The sequence below is a fragment of the Hydrogenophaga sp. GW456-12-10-14-TSB4 genome, from assembly GCF_059424305.1.
The window spans coordinates 21,212-37,203 of sequence record NZ_JBWKZH010000018.1; the positions used below are offsets into that span (position 1 = coordinate 21,212).

14 protein-coding genes and 1 pseudogene are annotated in these 15,992 nt (G+C 68.4%); 7 read left to right on the forward strand and 8 right to left on the reverse strand.

The features are described 5' to 3' along the window. The gene (locus tag AC07ZS_RS11160) at positions 1-1,101 is read right to left on the reverse strand and encodes a M14 family metallopeptidase (RefSeq protein WP_494798670.1); all 1,101 of its coding nucleotides are present in this window, start codon (positions 1,099-1,101) and stop codon (positions 1-3) included. Next, positions 1,098-2,315 carry a M20 aminoacylase family protein gene (locus AC07ZS_RS11165; RefSeq protein ID WP_494798671.1) on the reverse strand — a complete coding sequence of 406 codons (1,218 nt, stop codon included), beginning with the start codon at positions 2,313-2,315 and terminating at the stop codon, positions 1,098-1,100. Before AC07ZS_RS11165 ends, AC07ZS_RS11160 begins: the two co-directional genes overlap by 4 nt. 150 nt (positions 2,316-2,465) lie before the next feature. Here AC07ZS_RS11165 and AC07ZS_RS11170 point away from each other — a divergent pair, with 150 nt between their 5' ends. Genes AC07ZS_RS11170 through AC07ZS_RS11180 form a run of 3 tightly spaced genes read left to right on the forward strand, consistent with a single transcriptional unit; the run spans position 2,466 to position 5,987 of the window. After that, positions 2,466-4,532, forward strand: a complete 2,067-nt coding sequence (locus AC07ZS_RS11170; protein ID WP_494798672.1) for a molybdopterin-containing oxidoreductase family protein — start codon at positions 2,466-2,468, stop codon at positions 4,530-4,532. Continuing rightward, the gene (locus AC07ZS_RS11175) at positions 4,532-5,620 is read left to right on the forward strand and encodes an aminopeptidase (protein WP_494798673.1); all 1,089 of its coding nucleotides are present in this window, start codon (positions 4,532-4,534) and stop codon (positions 5,618-5,620) included. The genes AC07ZS_RS11170 and AC07ZS_RS11175 overlap by 1 nt, the downstream gene beginning before the upstream one ends. A 31-nt stretch (positions 5,621-5,651) precedes the next feature. Then, positions 5,652-5,987, forward strand: a complete 336-nt coding sequence (locus AC07ZS_RS11180; protein ID WP_494798674.1) for a polyhydroxyalkanoic acid system family protein — start codon at positions 5,652-5,654, stop codon at positions 5,985-5,987. Positions 5,988-6,018: 31 nt separating this feature from the next. On the opposite strand, the gene AC07ZS_RS11185 is transcribed toward AC07ZS_RS11180, so the two are convergent. Further along, complete coding sequence (locus tag AC07ZS_RS11185) at positions 6,019-6,273, reverse strand: acyl-CoA-binding protein (protein ID WP_494798675.1); 255 nt, start codon at positions 6,271-6,273, stop codon at positions 6,019-6,021. Positions 6,274-6,568: 295 nt separating this feature from the next. Here AC07ZS_RS11185 and AC07ZS_RS11190 point away from each other — a divergent pair, with 295 nt between their 5' ends. Beyond that, positions 6,569-8,002 (forward strand): wax ester/triacylglycerol synthase family O-acyltransferase, encoded by a 1,434-nt coding sequence (locus AC07ZS_RS11190; protein WP_494798721.1) that lies wholly within the window; start codon positions 6,569-6,571, stop codon positions 8,000-8,002. Positions 8,003-8,114: 112 nt separating this feature from the next. Here the strand turns inward: AC07ZS_RS11190 and AC07ZS_RS11195 are convergent, their stop codons facing one another. Next, positions 8,115-8,885, reverse strand: coding sequence for a type III pantothenate kinase (locus AC07ZS_RS11195; RefSeq protein ID WP_494798676.1), 771 nt, complete (start codon positions 8,883-8,885; stop codon positions 8,115-8,117). A gap of 66 nt (positions 8,886-8,951) precedes the next feature. Further along, positions 8,952-9,620: a helix-turn-helix transcriptional regulator gene (locus tag AC07ZS_RS11200; RefSeq protein ID WP_494798677.1), complete on the reverse strand. Its 669-nt coding sequence runs from the start codon at positions 9,618-9,620 to the stop codon at positions 8,952-8,954. Positions 9,621-9,803: 183 nt separating this feature from the next. On the opposite strand from AC07ZS_RS11200, the gene AC07ZS_RS11205 reads away from it, so the two are divergent. Next, positions 9,804-11,036 (forward strand): sensor histidine kinase, encoded by a 1,233-nt coding sequence (locus AC07ZS_RS11205; RefSeq protein ID WP_494798678.1) that lies wholly within the window; start codon positions 9,804-9,806, stop codon positions 11,034-11,036. Between the two features lie 5 nt (positions 11,037-11,041). Beyond that, entirely contained in the window at positions 11,042-12,028 is a 987-nt protein-coding gene (locus AC07ZS_RS11210; protein ID WP_494798679.1) for a response regulator, read from the forward strand. Here AC07ZS_RS11210 and cqsA read toward each other — a convergent pair. The 3 genes and pseudogenes from cqsA to AC07ZS_RS11225 form a co-directional block, all read right to left on the reverse strand. Further along, positions 12,025-13,290: an alpha-hydroxyketone-type quorum-sensing autoinducer synthase gene (cqsA, locus tag AC07ZS_RS11215; RefSeq protein WP_494798680.1), complete on the reverse strand. Its 1,266-nt coding sequence runs from the start codon at positions 13,288-13,290 to the stop codon at positions 12,025-12,027. The two genes, AC07ZS_RS11210 and cqsA, sit on opposite strands and share 4 nt — an antisense overlap. Positions 13,291-13,458: 168 nt before the next feature. Then, positions 13,459-13,878, reverse strand: coding sequence for a rhodanese-like domain-containing protein (locus AC07ZS_RS11220; protein ID WP_494798722.1), 420 nt, complete (start codon positions 13,876-13,878; stop codon positions 13,459-13,461). A gap of 24 nt (positions 13,879-13,902) precedes the next feature. Then, positions 13,903-14,583: pseudogene (locus AC07ZS_RS11225) on the reverse strand (MBL fold metallo-hydrolase); the annotation flags it as partial. A gap of 228 nt (positions 14,584-14,811) precedes the next feature. Here AC07ZS_RS11225 and AC07ZS_RS11230 point away from each other — a divergent pair. Next, positions 14,812-15,921: a TRAP transporter substrate-binding protein gene (locus tag AC07ZS_RS11230; RefSeq protein ID WP_494798681.1), complete on the forward strand. Its 1,110-nt coding sequence runs from the start codon at positions 14,812-14,814 to the stop codon at positions 15,919-15,921. The last annotated feature ends 71 nt before the right edge of the window (positions 15,922-15,992 follow it).

Sequence of the window (15,992 nt, forward strand, 5' to 3'; positions counted from 1 at the left end):
TCAGCCTGCCGACAGGCCGTCCACGGCCTGGAACAGGGCCTGCCGCGCCTGCGCCACGATCTGCGCCTTCCACTCGTCGGTGTCCACGTAGAAAGCAGCCAGGGTGCGCGCCTTGATCGCGGCGCGCAGCTCGGCCGGCGCTTCCGGATGCAGGTGCAGCCAGTGGTCGCCGCGCAGCGCGTCGATCACCTCGGTGACGGGCACCGTGCCGTACTCCATGGCGATGCCGGTGTACTCGGCCTGCGGGCACTCCTGGTAGGCCGCACACCACATCAGGCCGGTGAGCAGGGCCGAGGTGGACGAGCCGTCGTAAATGGAGGTCACCGGGGTCTTGCCGCTGCCCCCCCACCAGGCCCGCGCGCGCTGGAGCGCCGCCGCGTCGTCGGCGCACGCGAAGATGCGCTCGCCCAGGCCCGAAGGCCCCAGGCCGGTGTGCAGGTCGATCCACCCGAGGCGCCGCGCCTGGCGGCCGTGCCGGCGCAGCACCGCGCGCAGCGTCTGGTTGCTCCAGGTCGCGGCGGTGCCGCCGAAGAACAGGCCGTCGGCGAACGCATGCTGGCCCTGCGTCACCGCCGCCTGGAAACGCGGCAGACCATGCTGGGCGATCCAGGCCTGGATCGCGGCCTCGTTCTCCGGTGTCGGCGGCCATTGCGCAGGCAGCAGCAGGCCATGCAACTCGGCGTAGGCCGGGTTGTGCGGCAGGGGCTGGCTGAAGTCCTGGAAGTTGCGGTTGAGGTCGACGTTCTCGTTCGTCACACGCCGCACCCACGAGAAACCGTGCGGGTTGAGCGCGTGGATGTAGAGCACGGCCACGCCGGCCGCGCGCGCGTGCTCGCGCCACTCGGCATCGTGCGCGGCGAACACCTGCACACCCGAGCCGCAATAGCCCTCGACGCCATGGCAGGCGCTGCTGACGATCAGCAGCTGCTCGGCATCGGGCGAACCGTCCAGCGCCACGTCCATCGCCAGCGTCTCGCCGTCGCGGCCGGGCAGCGGGTGGTTGTGGCTGGTGATGGCCATGCCGGCCGCCGCCGCGCCTTCGAGAAAGCGCACCCGGGCCCGGGCGTAGGACGGGGAAAAGGCGTCTTGCGGCGAGATCAAGCGGCACCCCCGGTGCGCGGCTGGCCCAGCCATTTTTCGGCCAGTCGCACCCAGAAGGTCGCACCCAGCGGGATCAGGTCGTCGTTGAAGTCGTAGCTCGGGTTGTGCAGCATGCAGGGCCCGCCGCCGTGGCCCATCTCGCGGTGCGCGCCGTCGCCGTTGGCGATGAAGGCGTAGCAACCCGGCTTTTCCTGCAACATGTAGGCGAAGTCCTCCGCACCCATGGTGGGCTCCTGCTCCAGCACGCGGTCCGCACCGACGATCTCGGCCATCACCTCGCGCGCGAACGCGGTCTCGGCGGGGTGGTTGATGGTGGGCGGGTAGTTGCGGTGGAACTTGAACTCCACCGTGGCGCCGAAGGCCGCGCAGGTGTGCTGGGCGATCTCCTGCATGCGGCGCTCGATCAGGTCGAGCACCTCGTAGGTGAAGGTGCGCACCGTGCCCTGGATCTCGCAGCTGTCGGGCACCACGTTGGTGGCCTCGCCGGTGTGGATCATGGTGACCGAGATCACGCCGGCATCCACCGGCTTCTTGTTGCGCGTGATGATGGTCTGGAAGGCCTGCACCATCTGGCAGGCCACGGGCACCGGGTCGATGCCGTTGTGCGGCAGCGCGGCGTGGGAGCCCTTGCCCCGGATGACGATGTGGAACTCGTTGCTCGATGCCATGACCGGGCCGGCGCTGGCGGCGAAGGTGCCGACCGCCATGCCGGGCCAGTTGTGCATGCCGAACACGGCCTCGACCGGGAACTGCTCGAACAGCCCGTCCTTGATCATCTCGCGCGCGCCGCCGCCGCCCTCTTCGGCCGGCTGGAAGATCAGGTAGACCGTGCCGTCGAAGTTGCGGTGTTTCGCAAAATGCTGTGCCGCCGCCAGCAGCATGGCGACATGGCCGTCGTGGCCGCAGGCGTGCATCTTGCCGGCGTGCTGGCTGGCGTGCGCGAAGGTGTTGTGCTCCTGCATGGGCAGGGCGTCCATGTCGGCACGCAGGCCGATGGCGCGCCCGCTTTGGCCGCCGTCGCGGCCGTGCACGATGCCCACCACGCCGGTGGTGCCCAGGCCCCGGTGCACCGGGATGCCCCAGTCGGTGAGTTTCTGCGCCACCACGTCGGCGGTGCGCACTTCCTGGAAACAGAGTTCGGGGTGGGCGTGGATGTCGCGCCGCACGGCGGCGATGCTGGCCGCCTGGGTCAGGATGGAGTCAATCAGCTTCATGGGGAACCCTCTCGATACCCCTCGGGGCATCTGTTCAAAAGAGGCATGGTACCCAAGGCAGGGGCCGACCCCAGCCCCGGGGGCGACAACCGACCGCGTTCAAGGGGATACCCCGGGGAATATCATGGATGGCTGCCACACCACCCTCCCATGACGCTCCCCACGACCCCCACGGCAACGCTCCAGGTGCGCGGCGCCTGCCCGCACGACTGCCCCGACACCTGCGCCCTGGTCACCACGGTGGAGAACGGCGTGGCCCTGCGCGTGCAGGGCAACCCGGCCCACCGCCACACCGACGGCGCCCTGTGCACCAAGGTCTCGCGCTACGCCGAGCGCAGTTACCACCCCGAGCGCCTGCTGACCCCGCTCAAGCGCAGCGGCCCCAAGGGCAGCGGGCGCTACGAGCCCGTGGGCTGGGACGAGGCGCTGGACGACATCGCGCGGCGCCTGCAGGCCATCGCCGCGCGCGACCCGCAGGCCATCCTGCCCTACAGCTACGCCGGCACCATGGGCCTGGTGCAGGGCGAGGCCATGGCAGGGCGCTTCTTCCACCGCCTGGGCGCGTCCCTGCTCGACCGCACGATCTGCGCTTCCGCCGGCGGCGAGGCCCTGGTGCAGACGCTGGGCGGCAAGGTCGGCATGAAGGTCGAGCACTTCGCGCGCTCCAGGCTGATCCTGATCTGGGGCAGCAACTCGATCGGCAGCAACCTGCATTTCTGGCGGCTGGCGCAACAGGCCAAGCGCGAGGGCGCGCGCCTGGTCTGCATCGACCCGCGCCGCACCGAGACCGCCGACAAGTGCCACGAGCACATCGCCCTGCGCCCGGGCACCGACGCCGCGCTGGCCCTGGCGCTGATGCACCAGCTCATCACCCACGGCTGGCTGGACCACGACTACATCGAGCGCCACACCCTGGGCTGGGAAGGCCTGCGCGAGCGCGCCCTGCAATGGCCGCCCGAGCGCGCCGCCGAGGTCTGCGGCGTGCCGGTGCAGCAGATCGTGGACCTGGCGCGCGCCTACGGCACCACCAAGCCGGCCGCGATCCGCCTCAACTACGGCATGCAGCGCGTGCGCGGCGGAGGCAACGCGGTGCGCGCCATCGCCTGCCTGCCCGCCCTGGTGGGCGCCTGGCGCGACCCGGCCGGCGGCCTGCTGCTCTCGGCCTCGGGTCATTTTCCCGTGCAGCGCGCGGCCCTGCAGCGGCCCGACCTGCTGGCCGGGCGCGCGGCGCGCACGATCAACATGAGCACCATCGGCGACGATCTGCTGCGCGAGACCTCGCCCGGTTTCGGCCCGAAGGTCGAGGCCGTGATCGTCTACAACAGCAACCCGGTGGCGGTGGCGCCGGAATCCGGCAAGGTGGTGCAGGGCTTCGAGCGCGAAGACCTGTTCACCGTGGTGCTGGAGCATTTCCAGACCGACACCGCCGACCTCGCCGACTACATCCTGCCGGCCACCACCCAGCTGGAGCACTGGGACATCCACACCAGCTACGGCCACACCGACGTGCTGCTCAACCGCCCGGCCATCGCCCCGGTCGGCCAGGCCCGCACCAACACCGACATCTTCCGCGCGCTGGCCGCGCGCATGGGCTTCGATGAGCCCTGCTTCGCCGACGACGACCTCACACTCTGCCGCACCGCCTTCGGCGACGCGGTGGACTTCCAGCGGTTGCTGGACCAGGGCTTTGCCACGCTGGGCGTGCCCGAGGCCCCGTTTGCCGAAGGCGGCTTCCCCACCGCCTCGGGCCGGTGCGAATTCCACAGCGCGCGGCTGGCGGCCAAGGGAGAGGACGGCCTGCCCGACCACCTGCCCAACTTCGAGGCCTTCGGCAGCTCGGCCCAGTTCCCGCTCGCCATGATCTCGCCGCCGGCGCGCAACTTCCTCAACTCCAGCTTCGTCAACGTGACCAGCCTGCGCGACATCGAGGGCGAGCCCCTGCTGGAAATCCACGCCGACGACGCCGCCGCGCGCGGCATCGCCAGCGGGCAGATGGTGCGGGTGTTCAACCAGCGCGGCGAATACCGCTGCAAGGCCAGCGTGTCCAAGCGGGCGCGCCCGGGCGTGGTCAACGGCCTGGGCATCTGGTGGCGCAAGCTCGGCCCCTTCGGCACCAACGTCAACCAGGTCACGAGCCAGCGCCTGACCGACATGGGCGGCGGCCCGGTGTTCTACGACTGCCTGGTCGAAGTGGCCGTGCTGTCCGAAGGCGGCTGATGCGGCGCGGCCTGGCGCTCCTGGCGGTGGTTCTGCTGAGCGCAGGCTGCACCAGCACCACGGGCGTGGGCTACTACTGGCAGTCGGTCACCGGCCACCTGCGGCTGATGCAGGCCGCGCGCCCGGTGGACGACTGGCTGGCCGACGCCCAGGCACCGCAGCGCCTGAAGGAGCGGCTGGCCCTGGCGCAGCGCATCCGCGCGTTCGCGGTGACCGAGCTGGCCCTGCCGGACAACGCCAGCTACCACCGCTACGCCGACCTGCAGCGCCGCGCCGCGGTCTACAACGTGGTGGCCGCGCCCCCGCTCTCGCTCACGCTGCAGACCTGGTGCTTCCCGGTCGCCGGCTGCGTGGGCTACCGGGGTTATTTCGACGAGGCCGATGCACGGGCCTTCGCCCGCAGCCTGCCCGCCGGTCTGGAGGTCGCCGTCTACCCGGTGCCCGCCTACTCCACCCTGGGCTGGATGAACTGGGCCGGGGGCGACCCCTTGCTCAACACCTTCATCGCCTACCCGGAAGGCGAACTGGCGCGCATCGTCTTCCACGAACTCGCGCACCAGGTGGCCTACGCCCGGGACGACACCGAGTTCAACGAAGCCTTCGCGACCACCGTGGAGCGCCTGGGCGGCGCGCGCTGGCTGGCCACCCAGGCCGGCAAGCAGGCGCGCACCGACTACGCGGTGTTCGACCAGCGCCGGCGCGCCTTTCGCGCGCTCACCTTCTCGGTGCGCCAGCAGCTGCTGGAGATCTACCGCGACACCACGATCGACGACACCGGCAAGCTGCAGCGCAAGGCCGCCGTCATGGCCGACTTCCAGCGCGCTTACCAGGACCTCAAGCGCGGCTGGGGCGGCTTTGCCGGCTACGACCCCTTCGTGGCCCAGGCCAACAACGCGAGTTTCGCGGCCCAGGCGGCCTACGACGGTCTGGTGCCGGCGTTCGAGGCCCTGTTCGAGCGCGAAGGGCGCGACTTCGCGCGGTTCTATGATGCGGTGCGTGCCCTGGCCGCGCTGCCCCGGGAAGAGCGGCGAACGCGGCTGCGCGGCCTGTTGCCCCTGGTGGCCAGCCAGGGCGGCACGCCACCCTGACGACCCCCAACAACACCACACGAGGCAAGCCATGGCAGACATCCACATCGAACGCGAACACGTCCTGGGGCTGCCCGCCGCGCGCAAGCTGGCCTGGCGCTGGGCCGAGCAGGCGGAGAACGAGTTCGACATGAGCTGCACCTACGAGGAAGGCGACTGCTGCGACGAGGTGCAGTTCACGCGCTCCGGCGTCAGCGGCACGCTCAAGGTCTCGGGGGAGCGCTTCGAGCTCGACGCCCGCCTGGGTTTCCTGCTCGGCGCGTTCAAGGACCGCATCGAAAGCGAGATCGTGAAAAACCTCGACACCCTGCTGGCGGCGAAGAAGCCGGCCGCCAAGGCGGCGGCCAAAAAGAAGAAAGCCGGCTGAGCCGGCTTTCGGTGAGTCGACGCAGGACGGCTCAGCTCAGGGATTCGATGAGGTCGATGTACTGTTGCATCGCGTCCTCGCTGCCCGTGCCCTTCAGGCCGTTCCACGCATCCCACTTGGCGCGGCCCACCATGTCGCCGAAACCGGGCTTCTTCTCGGCGTTGTCGCCGGTGGTCGCCTGCTTGTACAGCGCGTAGATCTTGAGCAGCGTGGCGTTGTCGGGGCGCTCGCTCAGGTTCTTGGAATTCGCCACCGCGGCGTCGAAACGGGATTGGACATCGGCCATGAATGCTCCTGGTTTGAAATGGAAGGCCTGACCCGGCACGACCGGGCTTAGGGCTGTCCCGCTATCTTACGGTTTGGCCTCTCTGCACAATAGAGCCACAACCCCAAGACCCGCGGCACCGGCGCATCCACCGCCCGGTTCACGCACCCGAGGAGCACCCATGGTTCAACGCGTCGCCGCCCGCCCCGGCCCCTCCGCAGCGCGCCCTGCGAAATCCCCGGCCGCCCTCGTGCGGGGCGCAAGCGCCTCGGTCCAGCACGCGTTGGCCACCACGCTGGGTCTGGAGGGCGAGCGCATGAGCAAGGTGGACACCGCCTGGCTGCGCATGGACTCGCCCTCGAACCTGATGATGATCGTGGGCGTCTGGATCCTGCGCCCCGGCGTCACGCCGGCCGCCTTGAAGGAACGCGTGCGCGAACGCCTGCTGCCCTACCCGCGCTTCGTGCAGATCGCGCGCGAAGACGCTGCCGGCGCGCACTGGACCCACGACCCGGACTTCCAGATCGACCGGCACATCGTCACGCACCAGCTCAAGCGCCGACGCGGCCAGACCGAGCAGGACGCGCTGCAGGACCGCGTGGGCGAGCTCGCCATGCAACCGCTTGACCACGGCCACCCGCTCTGGCGCTTCGAGCTGATCGAGCGCTATGACGGCGGATCGGCCCTGATCGCACGCATCCACCACTGCATCGCCGACGGCATCGCGCTCATCAGCGTCATGATGAGCCTGGTCGACGGCGGCGGCGCGCCGCCCGAGCGCCAGCGCCGCAAGGCCTCGAAAAACCGCCTGGACGGCGCCGAGGACTGGCTGGCCGACACGCTGATCCGCCCCTTTGGCGACATCACGGCCAAGGCGCTGGAGGTCGCCGGCGGCGGCGCGGCGAAGTCGCTCTCCATGCTCGCCGCACCGCAGCAGAGCCTGAGCGACACCCTGGGACAGGCGGTGGACATCGCGCGCATGGGCGGCCAGCTCGCCAGCGACCTGGCCTCGCTGGCGCTGATGCCCGACGATTCACCCACCCGCCTCAAAGGCCAGCCCGGACAGACCAAGCGCGTGGCCTGGTGCGAGCCGATCCCGCTGGACGAGGTCAAGGCGATCGGCAAGGCAATGAACTGCTCGGTCAACGATGTCCTGCTGGGCTGTGTGGCCGGCGCCATCGGCGCCTACCTGCGGGGCCTCGGCGACGACACCGCCGGCAAGGAAATCCGCGCCATGGTGCCGATCAACCTGCGCCCGCTGGAAGAAGCCTGGAAACTGGGCAACCGCTTCGGCCTCGTGCCGCTGGTGCTGCCCATCGGCTTGGACAACCCGATCGAACGCGTCTTCGCGGTGCGCTCGCGCATGAACGAACTCAAGGGCAGCCTGCAACCGCTGCTGACCTTCGGCCTGCTGTCGGTGGCGGGCCTGCTGATCAAGCCGGCACAGGACGCCATGCTCAGCCTGTTCGGCCGCAAGACCACAGCGGTGATGACCAACGTGCCCGGCCCCGCCACCAAGCTGAAGGTGTGTGGCTCCACGCTGGAGCAGACCATGTTCTGGGTGCCGCAGACCGGCACCGTGGGCCTGGGCGTGTCGATCCTGAGCTACGGCGGCGGCGTGCAGTTCGGCGTGATCGCCGACACCCGGCTGTGCCCCGACCCGCAGCAGATCATCGACCGCTTCGAGCCGGAGTTCGCCCGGCTGCTGACGCTGACACTGATGCTCCCTTGGGGCGAAGCGAAGGGCTAAAACAGCTTCTCCGGAGTGCACCGTCTTTGTCCAGAGCACCCAAGGAACCGGCTTTGCCGGGCCTTAGGGTGCGCCCCCCTTTTAGGGGGGACGCGCGAAGCGCGGCGGGGGGTCAGACCAATGCAAGGCGGCGGTTGGCGATTTCCAGCAGGCCGTCGAAGATCAGGCTTTCCACCAGTTCGACCTCGGTGGACATGCTCGGCGCCATCTTCCAGCCCGCGCCGCCGGTCATGAAGCAGGCCGGCTCCTCGCCGCAGTGGCGCCGCAGGTTTTCCACCATGCGCTGCACCGCGCCGGCAATGGCGAAGGTGCCGCCGCTGGTGAGCGCGTCGCTGGTGTTGGTGGGAAAGTCGCGCACCTCGCCCGTGGGCACATGCAGACCCGCCGTGCCCGACTCCAGCGCGCGCAGCATGATGCCGTGGCCCGGCAGGATGATGCCGCCGAGAAAGCGCCCTTCGGTGTCGATGGCCTCGACCGTCACCGCCGTGCCCACCATCACCACCACGCAGGGCCGCGCCCGGCCCCGGGCCAGCAGCCGCTGGCGCGCGCCGATCATGGCGACCCAGCGGTCCGACCCCAGCCGGGCCGGGTGGTCATAACCATTGAACACGCCCGCCTCGGCGCTGCTGGAGACGACCCAGTGCGGCGTCACGTCCCACAGCTCCAGCTGCTCGCCCACCCGCCGTTTGACGGCGTCGCCGGCGACCACGCAGCCCAGCACCCATTGCGGAGCGGGCAACTGGCGCCAGTCGCCGTCTTCCAGGGTTTCGATGTTTTCCAGGAATTGCGCGCCACTGGCCAATAGCGTGGCGCCCACGCACGGCGCGTCGTAAAGGGCCCACTTCAGGCGGGTGTTCCCTACGTCCAGGGCCAGAAAAGTCATGCGCGGATTATGACGAAGCCCTGGCGCCCGAATTGCCGCAGTGCAACATGAGTGCGGCCGACGGGTTCAGATCAGACCGATCCAGCAGGCGCGCTGCACGGCGGCCAACTTGTTGTCGGTTTGCAACTTGGACATGGCATTGGCAAGGTGGTAGTTCACCGTGCGCTCGGAGCAATCCATGCGTTGCGCAGTTTCGCGGGCGGTCAGTCCCTCGAAGGCCAGGTTGAGGCTTTCGAGCTCGCGCGGGCTCAGGCCCACGCGCTGTTCGGCGATCGTGCGGCGCAACATCGGCCACACGTTGAAGGCCGACCAGGCCAGCACGGCTGCCTCGGATCGGTCGGCAAAAGCCCGCGGGCTGAACATGAAACACTCGAACGCGCGACCCGCCGGCAGGCTGAACGCAACCCGCACCAGCGTCTGGTAGCCGTGCGCCAGCCACAGGCGGCGCCAGCGGCTGGACTGCTCGAACGACGATTTGGAAATGTCCTGCCAGGCCACCAGCGGCGCATCGCTGTCGCGCCAGCCCGCACCGAAGTCGCGGCTCTCGGCCAACGCCTCCGCAGCCCCCACCAATCGAGGGGGATGCACCGCCAGCACCTCGCGCTGATCCCGCCCGCCAAGGGGGTTCGGGCCCAGCACCAACACGGCGTCCACGCCCTGATCGCGCAGGGCGCAAACCCAGTCGGCCAGAATACCGTCCAGGCCGACACTGTCAAAGTTGACAGGCAGGGTCATGGTTTACAACACCCTGTTGCATTCACAATGCCTGCTAAACCAGGATGGGGGTAACACGCCACAGGTGTCTGGCGATGGAAGGAGTGCATATTGTCTTTTGACCGGTTGTGGATGCTCAGCGCCAAAGCCCGCATGTGGCGGTGGGTGATGGACGAGGTCGTCCATGCGCCCGTGGAGCCTATTTTGCACCCATCCCGGTACCGGCTGCTCTGGATCGGGGCATTCACATTCGTGGGTCACCTGGTCATCTACGCCATCTGGGGCCACCTGGTGCCCCAGCCGTACGAAAACGTGTGGGCCCGCCTGGTCATGGCCTTCCTGGCCCTCATATATGTGTTGCCCCGGATTTCGCGCGATCCGTCGGCCACGGCCAGCGGCCGTCTCTTCAGCCTGGCCACCTGGATCCAGCTGCCCTGGTTCTTCACCTGGATGTACTGGATGAACGGCGGCAATGCCGCCTGGCTGGGCAGCGTGGCGGCGATGATCCTCATTTATTACCACGCCACCGACTGGCGCCTGGCCACGCTGGGCCTGATCACCGGCGGGATCGCGGGCTGGGCCACGGCGGAGTTCTACGGCGGCAGCACCCAGCCGTTCGAGGAGCCCCTGGCGAACCTGGTGGTGATCGTCTTCGCCTGGCTCATGGGCCTGATGCTGGGCTTCTCCAGCGCCAACCTGCGCCGCGCCCGCCTGCTCAACACCCTGAGCACCATGGGCGTGATGGCCCACGAGCTGCGCACGCCGCTGGCCACGGTGAACCTGATGGGCGACGTCATGCGCAACCTGGTCCAGCACGACGTGCCCGAGTCCAAGCGCAAGAAGCTGGAGGAACTCGCCACGCGGCTGCAAAACCTGGTGCGCAGCATGAACCGCCAGATCGACACCCAGATCTCCAACGCGCAGCTGATGCGCCTGCCGCGCGAGCAATCCCTGATCATGGCGGCCGAACTGGTGCAGGAGGTGGTGAATCAGTACCCCTACCGGTCCTCGCGGGAGCGCGACTGCGTGCAGGTGCACATCCAGAGCGATTTCTGCTTCTCGGCCTCACGCCCCCTGTTCGCCCAGGTGCTCACCAACCTGATCAAGAACGCGCTGCACGCCCTGGCCGCCGCCAGCACGGCGCCCAGCCCGGGCGACCTGCGGGTGGACGTGGGCCTTCACCACGGCAAAGGCCGCATTGCGGTGTCGGACGACGGCATCGGCATCACGCACGAGCAACAGCAGCGCATCTTCGAGCCCTTCTTCTCCACCCAGAGCGGGGCCGGCAACGGCCTGGGCCTGACCTTCTGCAAGAACGTGGTCGAGGCCGCCCATGGCCGTCTCAGCGTGCACTCCCAACCCGGGCTCGGCGCGGTCTTCATGATCGACCTGCCCCTCAACACATCCACGGCCCAGACGCTGGCCGTCTCAGGCTGACCAAGATGGCACTGACGATCTCACTCTTTCATCGCCCGGGCAGCGTCCTCTTCCTGGACGATGACACCGACTACCTCGAAATGCTGGGCATGGTCATTCCCGCGCACTGGCAGGTCGAGCTCTATTCGCGCCCCTCGGGTTTTGCCGCCCGCATGCAGAACGAGCCCGCGCGCTGGGAGGCCGACGCCATGGCCCAGCTGCAGATGATCGAACGCTGGCGCCAGGGCCAGCCGCTGCTGCCCCAGGTGTTGCGCTACTGGGCCATCAGCGCCGCGCGCTACGAACTGGCCCAGATCTGCGTGGTGGACTACGCCATGCCCGGCACCGACGGCCTGCGGGTGCTCAACACCTTGCTCGACTGGCCGGGCTCGCGCGTGCTGCTGACCGGGCAGGCCGATGAGCAGATCGCCATCCAGGCCTTCAACAACGGGCTGATCGACCAGTTCGTGCCCAAACAGACCACCGACATCACGCGCCACCTGCTGGGCGTGCTGCGCAAGCTGTCACAGACCCCGCATCCCCGCCTCAACACCCTGTGGCGCGCCGCCCTGCGGCCGGCGCAGCAGTCCATGCTGCAGATCCCGTCGGTGGCGCAGGCGCTGCGCGCCTACACCGAGCAGCATTGGGTGGAGTACGTGGTGCTGGGCGAGCCTTTCGGCCTGATCGGCCTGGACTCCATGGGCAACTGCCACTGGCTGCAGCTCGAACCGACCGCCAGCCTGCCCGATCTGGCCGAACTCGCGGGGTCGGCCGGGCTGGGCTTCGATGCCGTGCGCGCCGTACAGGCCGGGCAACGGCTGGCCGCCGTGGAACTGCACCAGCAGATGGGCCTGCGGGGCCCGGTTCGGACCGCGCAGGCCTTCCCGGTCGGGGACGACGGCGTGTTGTCCGGCGCCCTGTTCAGCCTGGACCGCGCCGACCTGCCCCAGCCCATCTATGCCTACCGGCATTTTCTGGAAGCCCAGGGCGGGCGCGAGGTCCACGACACTTAAGCGGCGAGGGCCTCCTGCTCCTGCGCGCCGGCCTGGACGCGGGCGCGCCGGGCGCACGGCCAATCCCAGGGTTTGACAATGGGCGCGATCTCGCGCGCCACGGCCTCGAGGTGGTCCAGCTCGGCCTCGGTCAGCGCCGCGTTGAGCGTGAGGCGCACCAGGGCGCGCTTGCTGCTGGTGGCCGGGGCGCAGAAGATCGCGCCGAACACGCCGCGCTTCTCCAGCTCGTCGCGCAGGCGCATGGTGTCCGGCTCGGTGCCGGCTTCGAGCGAGATGATCTGCTCCGTGCCCTGGTGGATCCAGTAGCCCAGGCCGCCCAGGGTGTCGCGCACCCGGCGGGTGATGGCCTTGAGGCGGGACCGCTCGTCGTCGGCCTTCTGCAACACCTCGACCGTGGCCCGCAGCCCGGCGATTTCATGGGGAAGCAGGCAGGAGCTGAAGATATTCGGGAAGCTCGAGCTCAGGATGTAGTACCGCATGCTGGCCGGGGCAGTGAAAAAGCCGGCGCGCCCGGCGACCGACTTGGCCAGGCTGGCGGAAATGAAGTGCACCCGGTCCGTCAGACCGAGTTCGGCGCACAGGCCGGCGCCGCTCGGGCCGTGCGTGCCCAGGGAGTGCGATTCGTCCACCAGGATCATGCTGCCATGTTTTTCAACCACCTCGATCATGGCTTCCAGCGGACACACCGAGCCGGTGGTGCTGTAGACCGAGTCCACCACCACCACGCCCGGGCCGTTCTTGGCCATCATCTTGTCGAGGTGGGCCGCGTCGTTGTGCCGGAACGCAAAAGCCGGCGCGCGGGCTGCATGGGCCCCTTCCCACAGGGAGGCGTGGGCCTGGGTGTCCAGGTACACGGGGGTATTGGCGTCCGCGATGGACTGCAGCAGGCCGACGTTGGCCGAGTAGCCGGACTGGCAGACAAAGGCGTCTTCCTTGCCGACCCAGCCCGCCAGCGCCATTTCAAGTGCGCGCGTGGGGTGCTGCTGCAGCAGAAACACGCCCGACTGCACCACGAACTCGCTGGACTTCGTGATGGCCTCGACCTGGGCCGCGACGATGCTGGGGTGGCCGGTCACGCTGAGGTAGTCGTTGCCGTCCAGGCGCACCGCATTGGGGCCGGGGGAAGAGCCGTGCAGCACAAATTTGCCGCCCCAGTTGCCCTCCCAGCGAGGTTTGAAATCCCGATCCATCCGCTGAACCAGTGTGGCGGCCAGCGGTGGGTTCTTGAAGACGGCCTCTTGAGCACGTTCCAGCGTTTCCATGGGGTTCCCCTTAGCGGATAGAAAACCCCATTAAAAAAAGAAATCCGTGAAAAATCACACGACCCCTGTCAGGTTTGACAGGGGTTATGAGGCTTTCTTCTCAAGTTTCAGCTCTTGGTGCCGACAGGCGGTGACGCGGTGCAGCAACACCCCGAAAAGGCCACCGCCTCAGTTCTGCCGCCAGGGCAGCCCGCGGTACCGCCAGCCACCTTTGCGCCCCCGGTGGGCGTCGGCATCGGGATCGCCTTCAAAGCCTTCGAGGATGTTGTAAGCCTCCAGGCCCAGTTCGGCGGCCCGTTTGGCCGCTGCGATGGAACGCACCCCGCTGCGGCACAGCAGCACCAGCTTGCGGTCGCCGGCCGCCTCCCGCACCTGCTGGTCGAAGCTCGGGTTGACCGCCATGCCGGGCCACTGCTTCCAGGCCACCGGCACCGCCCCCGGCACGAACCCCACCCACTCGCGTTCGGCGTCGGTGCGCACGTCCACCAGCACCGCCTCCCCGCTCTGGACCCAGCGCCAGGCCAGCTCGGGCGAGACATCGCCGGCGTAGCTGCCCTGGTGAGCGCCCGACGCCGGCAGGGGTTGCATCTGCAGCGCGCCGTCGACGTCGTGGCGCAAGCCGGAGGTGAGATTGGCGGGCACGGCCTCGTCGATGCGCCTGGGGCGCGGCAGGTTCAGCGAGTTCATCAAGGCCACGAACTCGGCCTCGGTCTTGCCTGCCACCCTGGTATTGGTGGTTTTCTCGCGCCCGATGCTGGAGCACGAACGCCCCTGGTAGTCGTGGCCGGGCCAGACGACGGTGTCGTCCGGCAGGGCGAACAGCACCTGGGTGAGGCTGCGGTACAGGGCTTCGGCGCTGCCCGACTGGAAATCGGTGCGGCCGCAGCCGTTGATGAGCAGGGTGTCGCCGGTGAACACGTGGTCGCGCCAGAGAAAGCTCATGCTGCCGGCGGTGTGGCCGGGTGTGTGCAGCGCCTTGAGCACCTCGCCGCCGAACTTCAGGGTGTCGCCGTCCTGGAGCTGGACGCCGGCCGTGCCGATGCCGCAGCCCTGGGGGGCGGCCGTCCTGGCGCCGGCCAGTTCGGCCAGGCGGCCTGCGCTGGTGATGTGGTCGGCGTGCGCATGGGTCTCCACCGTCCAGACCAGCTTCAGCCCGTACTCCCGCAGGACCGCGAGATCGCGGTCGATCTGCTCGTCGACCGGGTCGATGAGCAGTGCATCGCGGCTGAGTTGGTCGAACAGCACATAGGTGTACGTGCTGGAGGCGGGGTCGAACAGCTGGATCGGCTTCATCGGAAAGTGGGGGTGGAACGCGTGGAGGGGCCATCATGCCCGAGGGCGGAAACCACGAAATTTCAACATCGATTGAAGATATTTTCACGCCCATTTTTGGTGCTGGTGCAAGCAAAAACAAGGACTTGCGGCCGGAAGGGTGATTCACTGGTCGGTGAAAACCCTGCGCACGGCAGTGGCACCTTGGGCGCATCATCGGCGGCTCATCAACCCGACTGGAGACAACAGATGACTGACAAGAAGACCGTCACTTCGCGCCGAGGCATGCTCAAGGGCGCCGCCGTTGCGGCCGGCGCCATGTCCGTGCCCATGATCGCCACGGCTCAGACCACCACGCTGCGCTTCCAGAGCACCTGGCCGGCCAAGGACATCTTCCACGAATACGCCCAGGATTTCGCCAAGAAGGTGAACGACATGGCGGGCAGTCGCCTGAAGATCGAGGTACTGCCGGCGGGGTCGGTCGTGCCGGCCTTCCAGTTGCTGGACGCGGTCGCCAAGGGCACGCTGGACGGCGGCCACGGCGTGGTCGCCTACTGGTACGGCAAGAACTCCGCCCTGGCCCTGTGGGGTTCCGGCCCGGGCTACGGCATGGACGCCAACATGGTCCTGGCCTGGCACAAGTACGGTGGCGGCAAGGCCCTGATGGAGGAGATCTACAAGAGCCTGAACCTCGATGTGGTGTCCTACCTGTCCGGCCCGATGCCCTGCCAGCCGCTGGGCTGGTTCAAGAAGCCGGTGGCCAAGGTCACCGACATGAAGGGCCTGAAGTTCCGCACCGTGGGCCTGGCGGTGGACGTGTTCACCGACATGGGCACCGCCGTGAACCCGCTGCCCGGTGGCGAGATCGTGCCGGCGCTGGACCGCGGGCTGATCGACGCGGCCGAGTTCAACAACGCCTCCAGCGACCGCGTGCTGGGCTTCCCCGACGTGGCCAAGAACTGCATGCTGCAGAGCTTCCACCAGTCGGGCGAGCAGTTCGAGATCCTGTTCAACAAGACCAAGCTCAATGCCCTGCCAGCCGAGCTCAAGGCCATCATCGACAACGCGGCCGAAGCCGCCAGTGCCGACATGAGCTGGAAGGCCATCGACCGCAACTCGCAGGACTACGAAGCCCTGAAGAAAGACGGCATCAAGTTCTACAAGACGCCCGATCCCATCCTGCGTGCGCAGCTGGCCTCGTGGGACAAGACCATCGCCAAGAAGGCGGGCGAGAACCCGCTGTTCAAGAAGGTGCTCGACTCGCAGAAGGCCTTCGCGCAGCGGGCCGGCCAGTGGCACAACGACTACACGGTCGACTTCAAGATGGCCTTCAATCACTACTTCGCCAAGAAGACCTGATTTCGGCACAAGGGAACGAGGGGCATGGCGCCGGCGCGATGCCCCTCTTTTTTTTGCCCGTTCACCGCGCC

What these genes read in the sequence shown, in the direction of transcription:
- AC07ZS_RS11165 (WP_494798671.1), bottom strand. Translation starts at nt 2,315, where the DNA reads ATGAAGCTGATTGACTCCATCCTGACCCAGGCGGCCAGCATCGCCGCC.
- AC07ZS_RS11170 (WP_494798672.1), top strand. Translation starts at nt 2,466, where the DNA reads ATGACGCTCCCCACGACCCCCACGGCAACGCTCCAGGTGCGCGGCGCC.
- AC07ZS_RS11175 (WP_494798673.1), top strand. Translation starts at nt 4,532, where the DNA reads ATGCGGCGCGGCCTGGCGCTCCTGGCGGTGGTTCTGCTGAGCGCAGGC.
- AC07ZS_RS11180 (WP_494798674.1), top strand. Translation starts at nt 5,652, where the DNA reads ATGGCAGACATCCACATCGAACGCGAACACGTCCTGGGGCTGCCCGCC.
- AC07ZS_RS11185 (WP_494798675.1), bottom strand. Translation starts at nt 6,273, where the DNA reads ATGGCCGATGTCCAATCCCGTTTCGACGCCGCGGTGGCGAATTCCAAG.
- AC07ZS_RS11190 (WP_494798721.1), top strand. Translation starts at nt 6,569, where the DNA reads ATGAGCAAGGTGGACACCGCCTGGCTGCGCATGGACTCGCCCTCGAAC.
- AC07ZS_RS11195 (WP_494798676.1), bottom strand. Translation starts at nt 8,885, where the DNA reads ATGACTTTTCTGGCCCTGGACGTAGGGAACACCCGCCTGAAGTGGGCC.
- AC07ZS_RS11200 (WP_494798677.1), bottom strand. Translation starts at nt 9,620, where the DNA reads ATGACCCTGCCTGTCAACTTTGACAGTGTCGGCCTGGACGGTATTCTG.
- AC07ZS_RS11210 (WP_494798679.1), top strand. Translation starts at nt 11,042, where the DNA reads ATGGCACTGACGATCTCACTCTTTCATCGCCCGGGCAGCGTCCTCTTC.
- cqsA (WP_494798680.1), bottom strand. Translation starts at nt 13,290, where the DNA reads ATGGAAACGCTGGAACGTGCTCAAGAGGCCGTCTTCAAGAACCCACCG.
- AC07ZS_RS11220 (WP_494798722.1), bottom strand. Translation starts at nt 13,878, where the DNA reads ATGCAACCCCTGCCGGCGTCGGGCGCTCACCAGGGCAGCTACGCCGGC.
- AC07ZS_RS11230 (WP_494798681.1), top strand. Translation starts at nt 14,812, where the DNA reads ATGACTGACAAGAAGACCGTCACTTCGCGCCGAGGCATGCTCAAGGGC.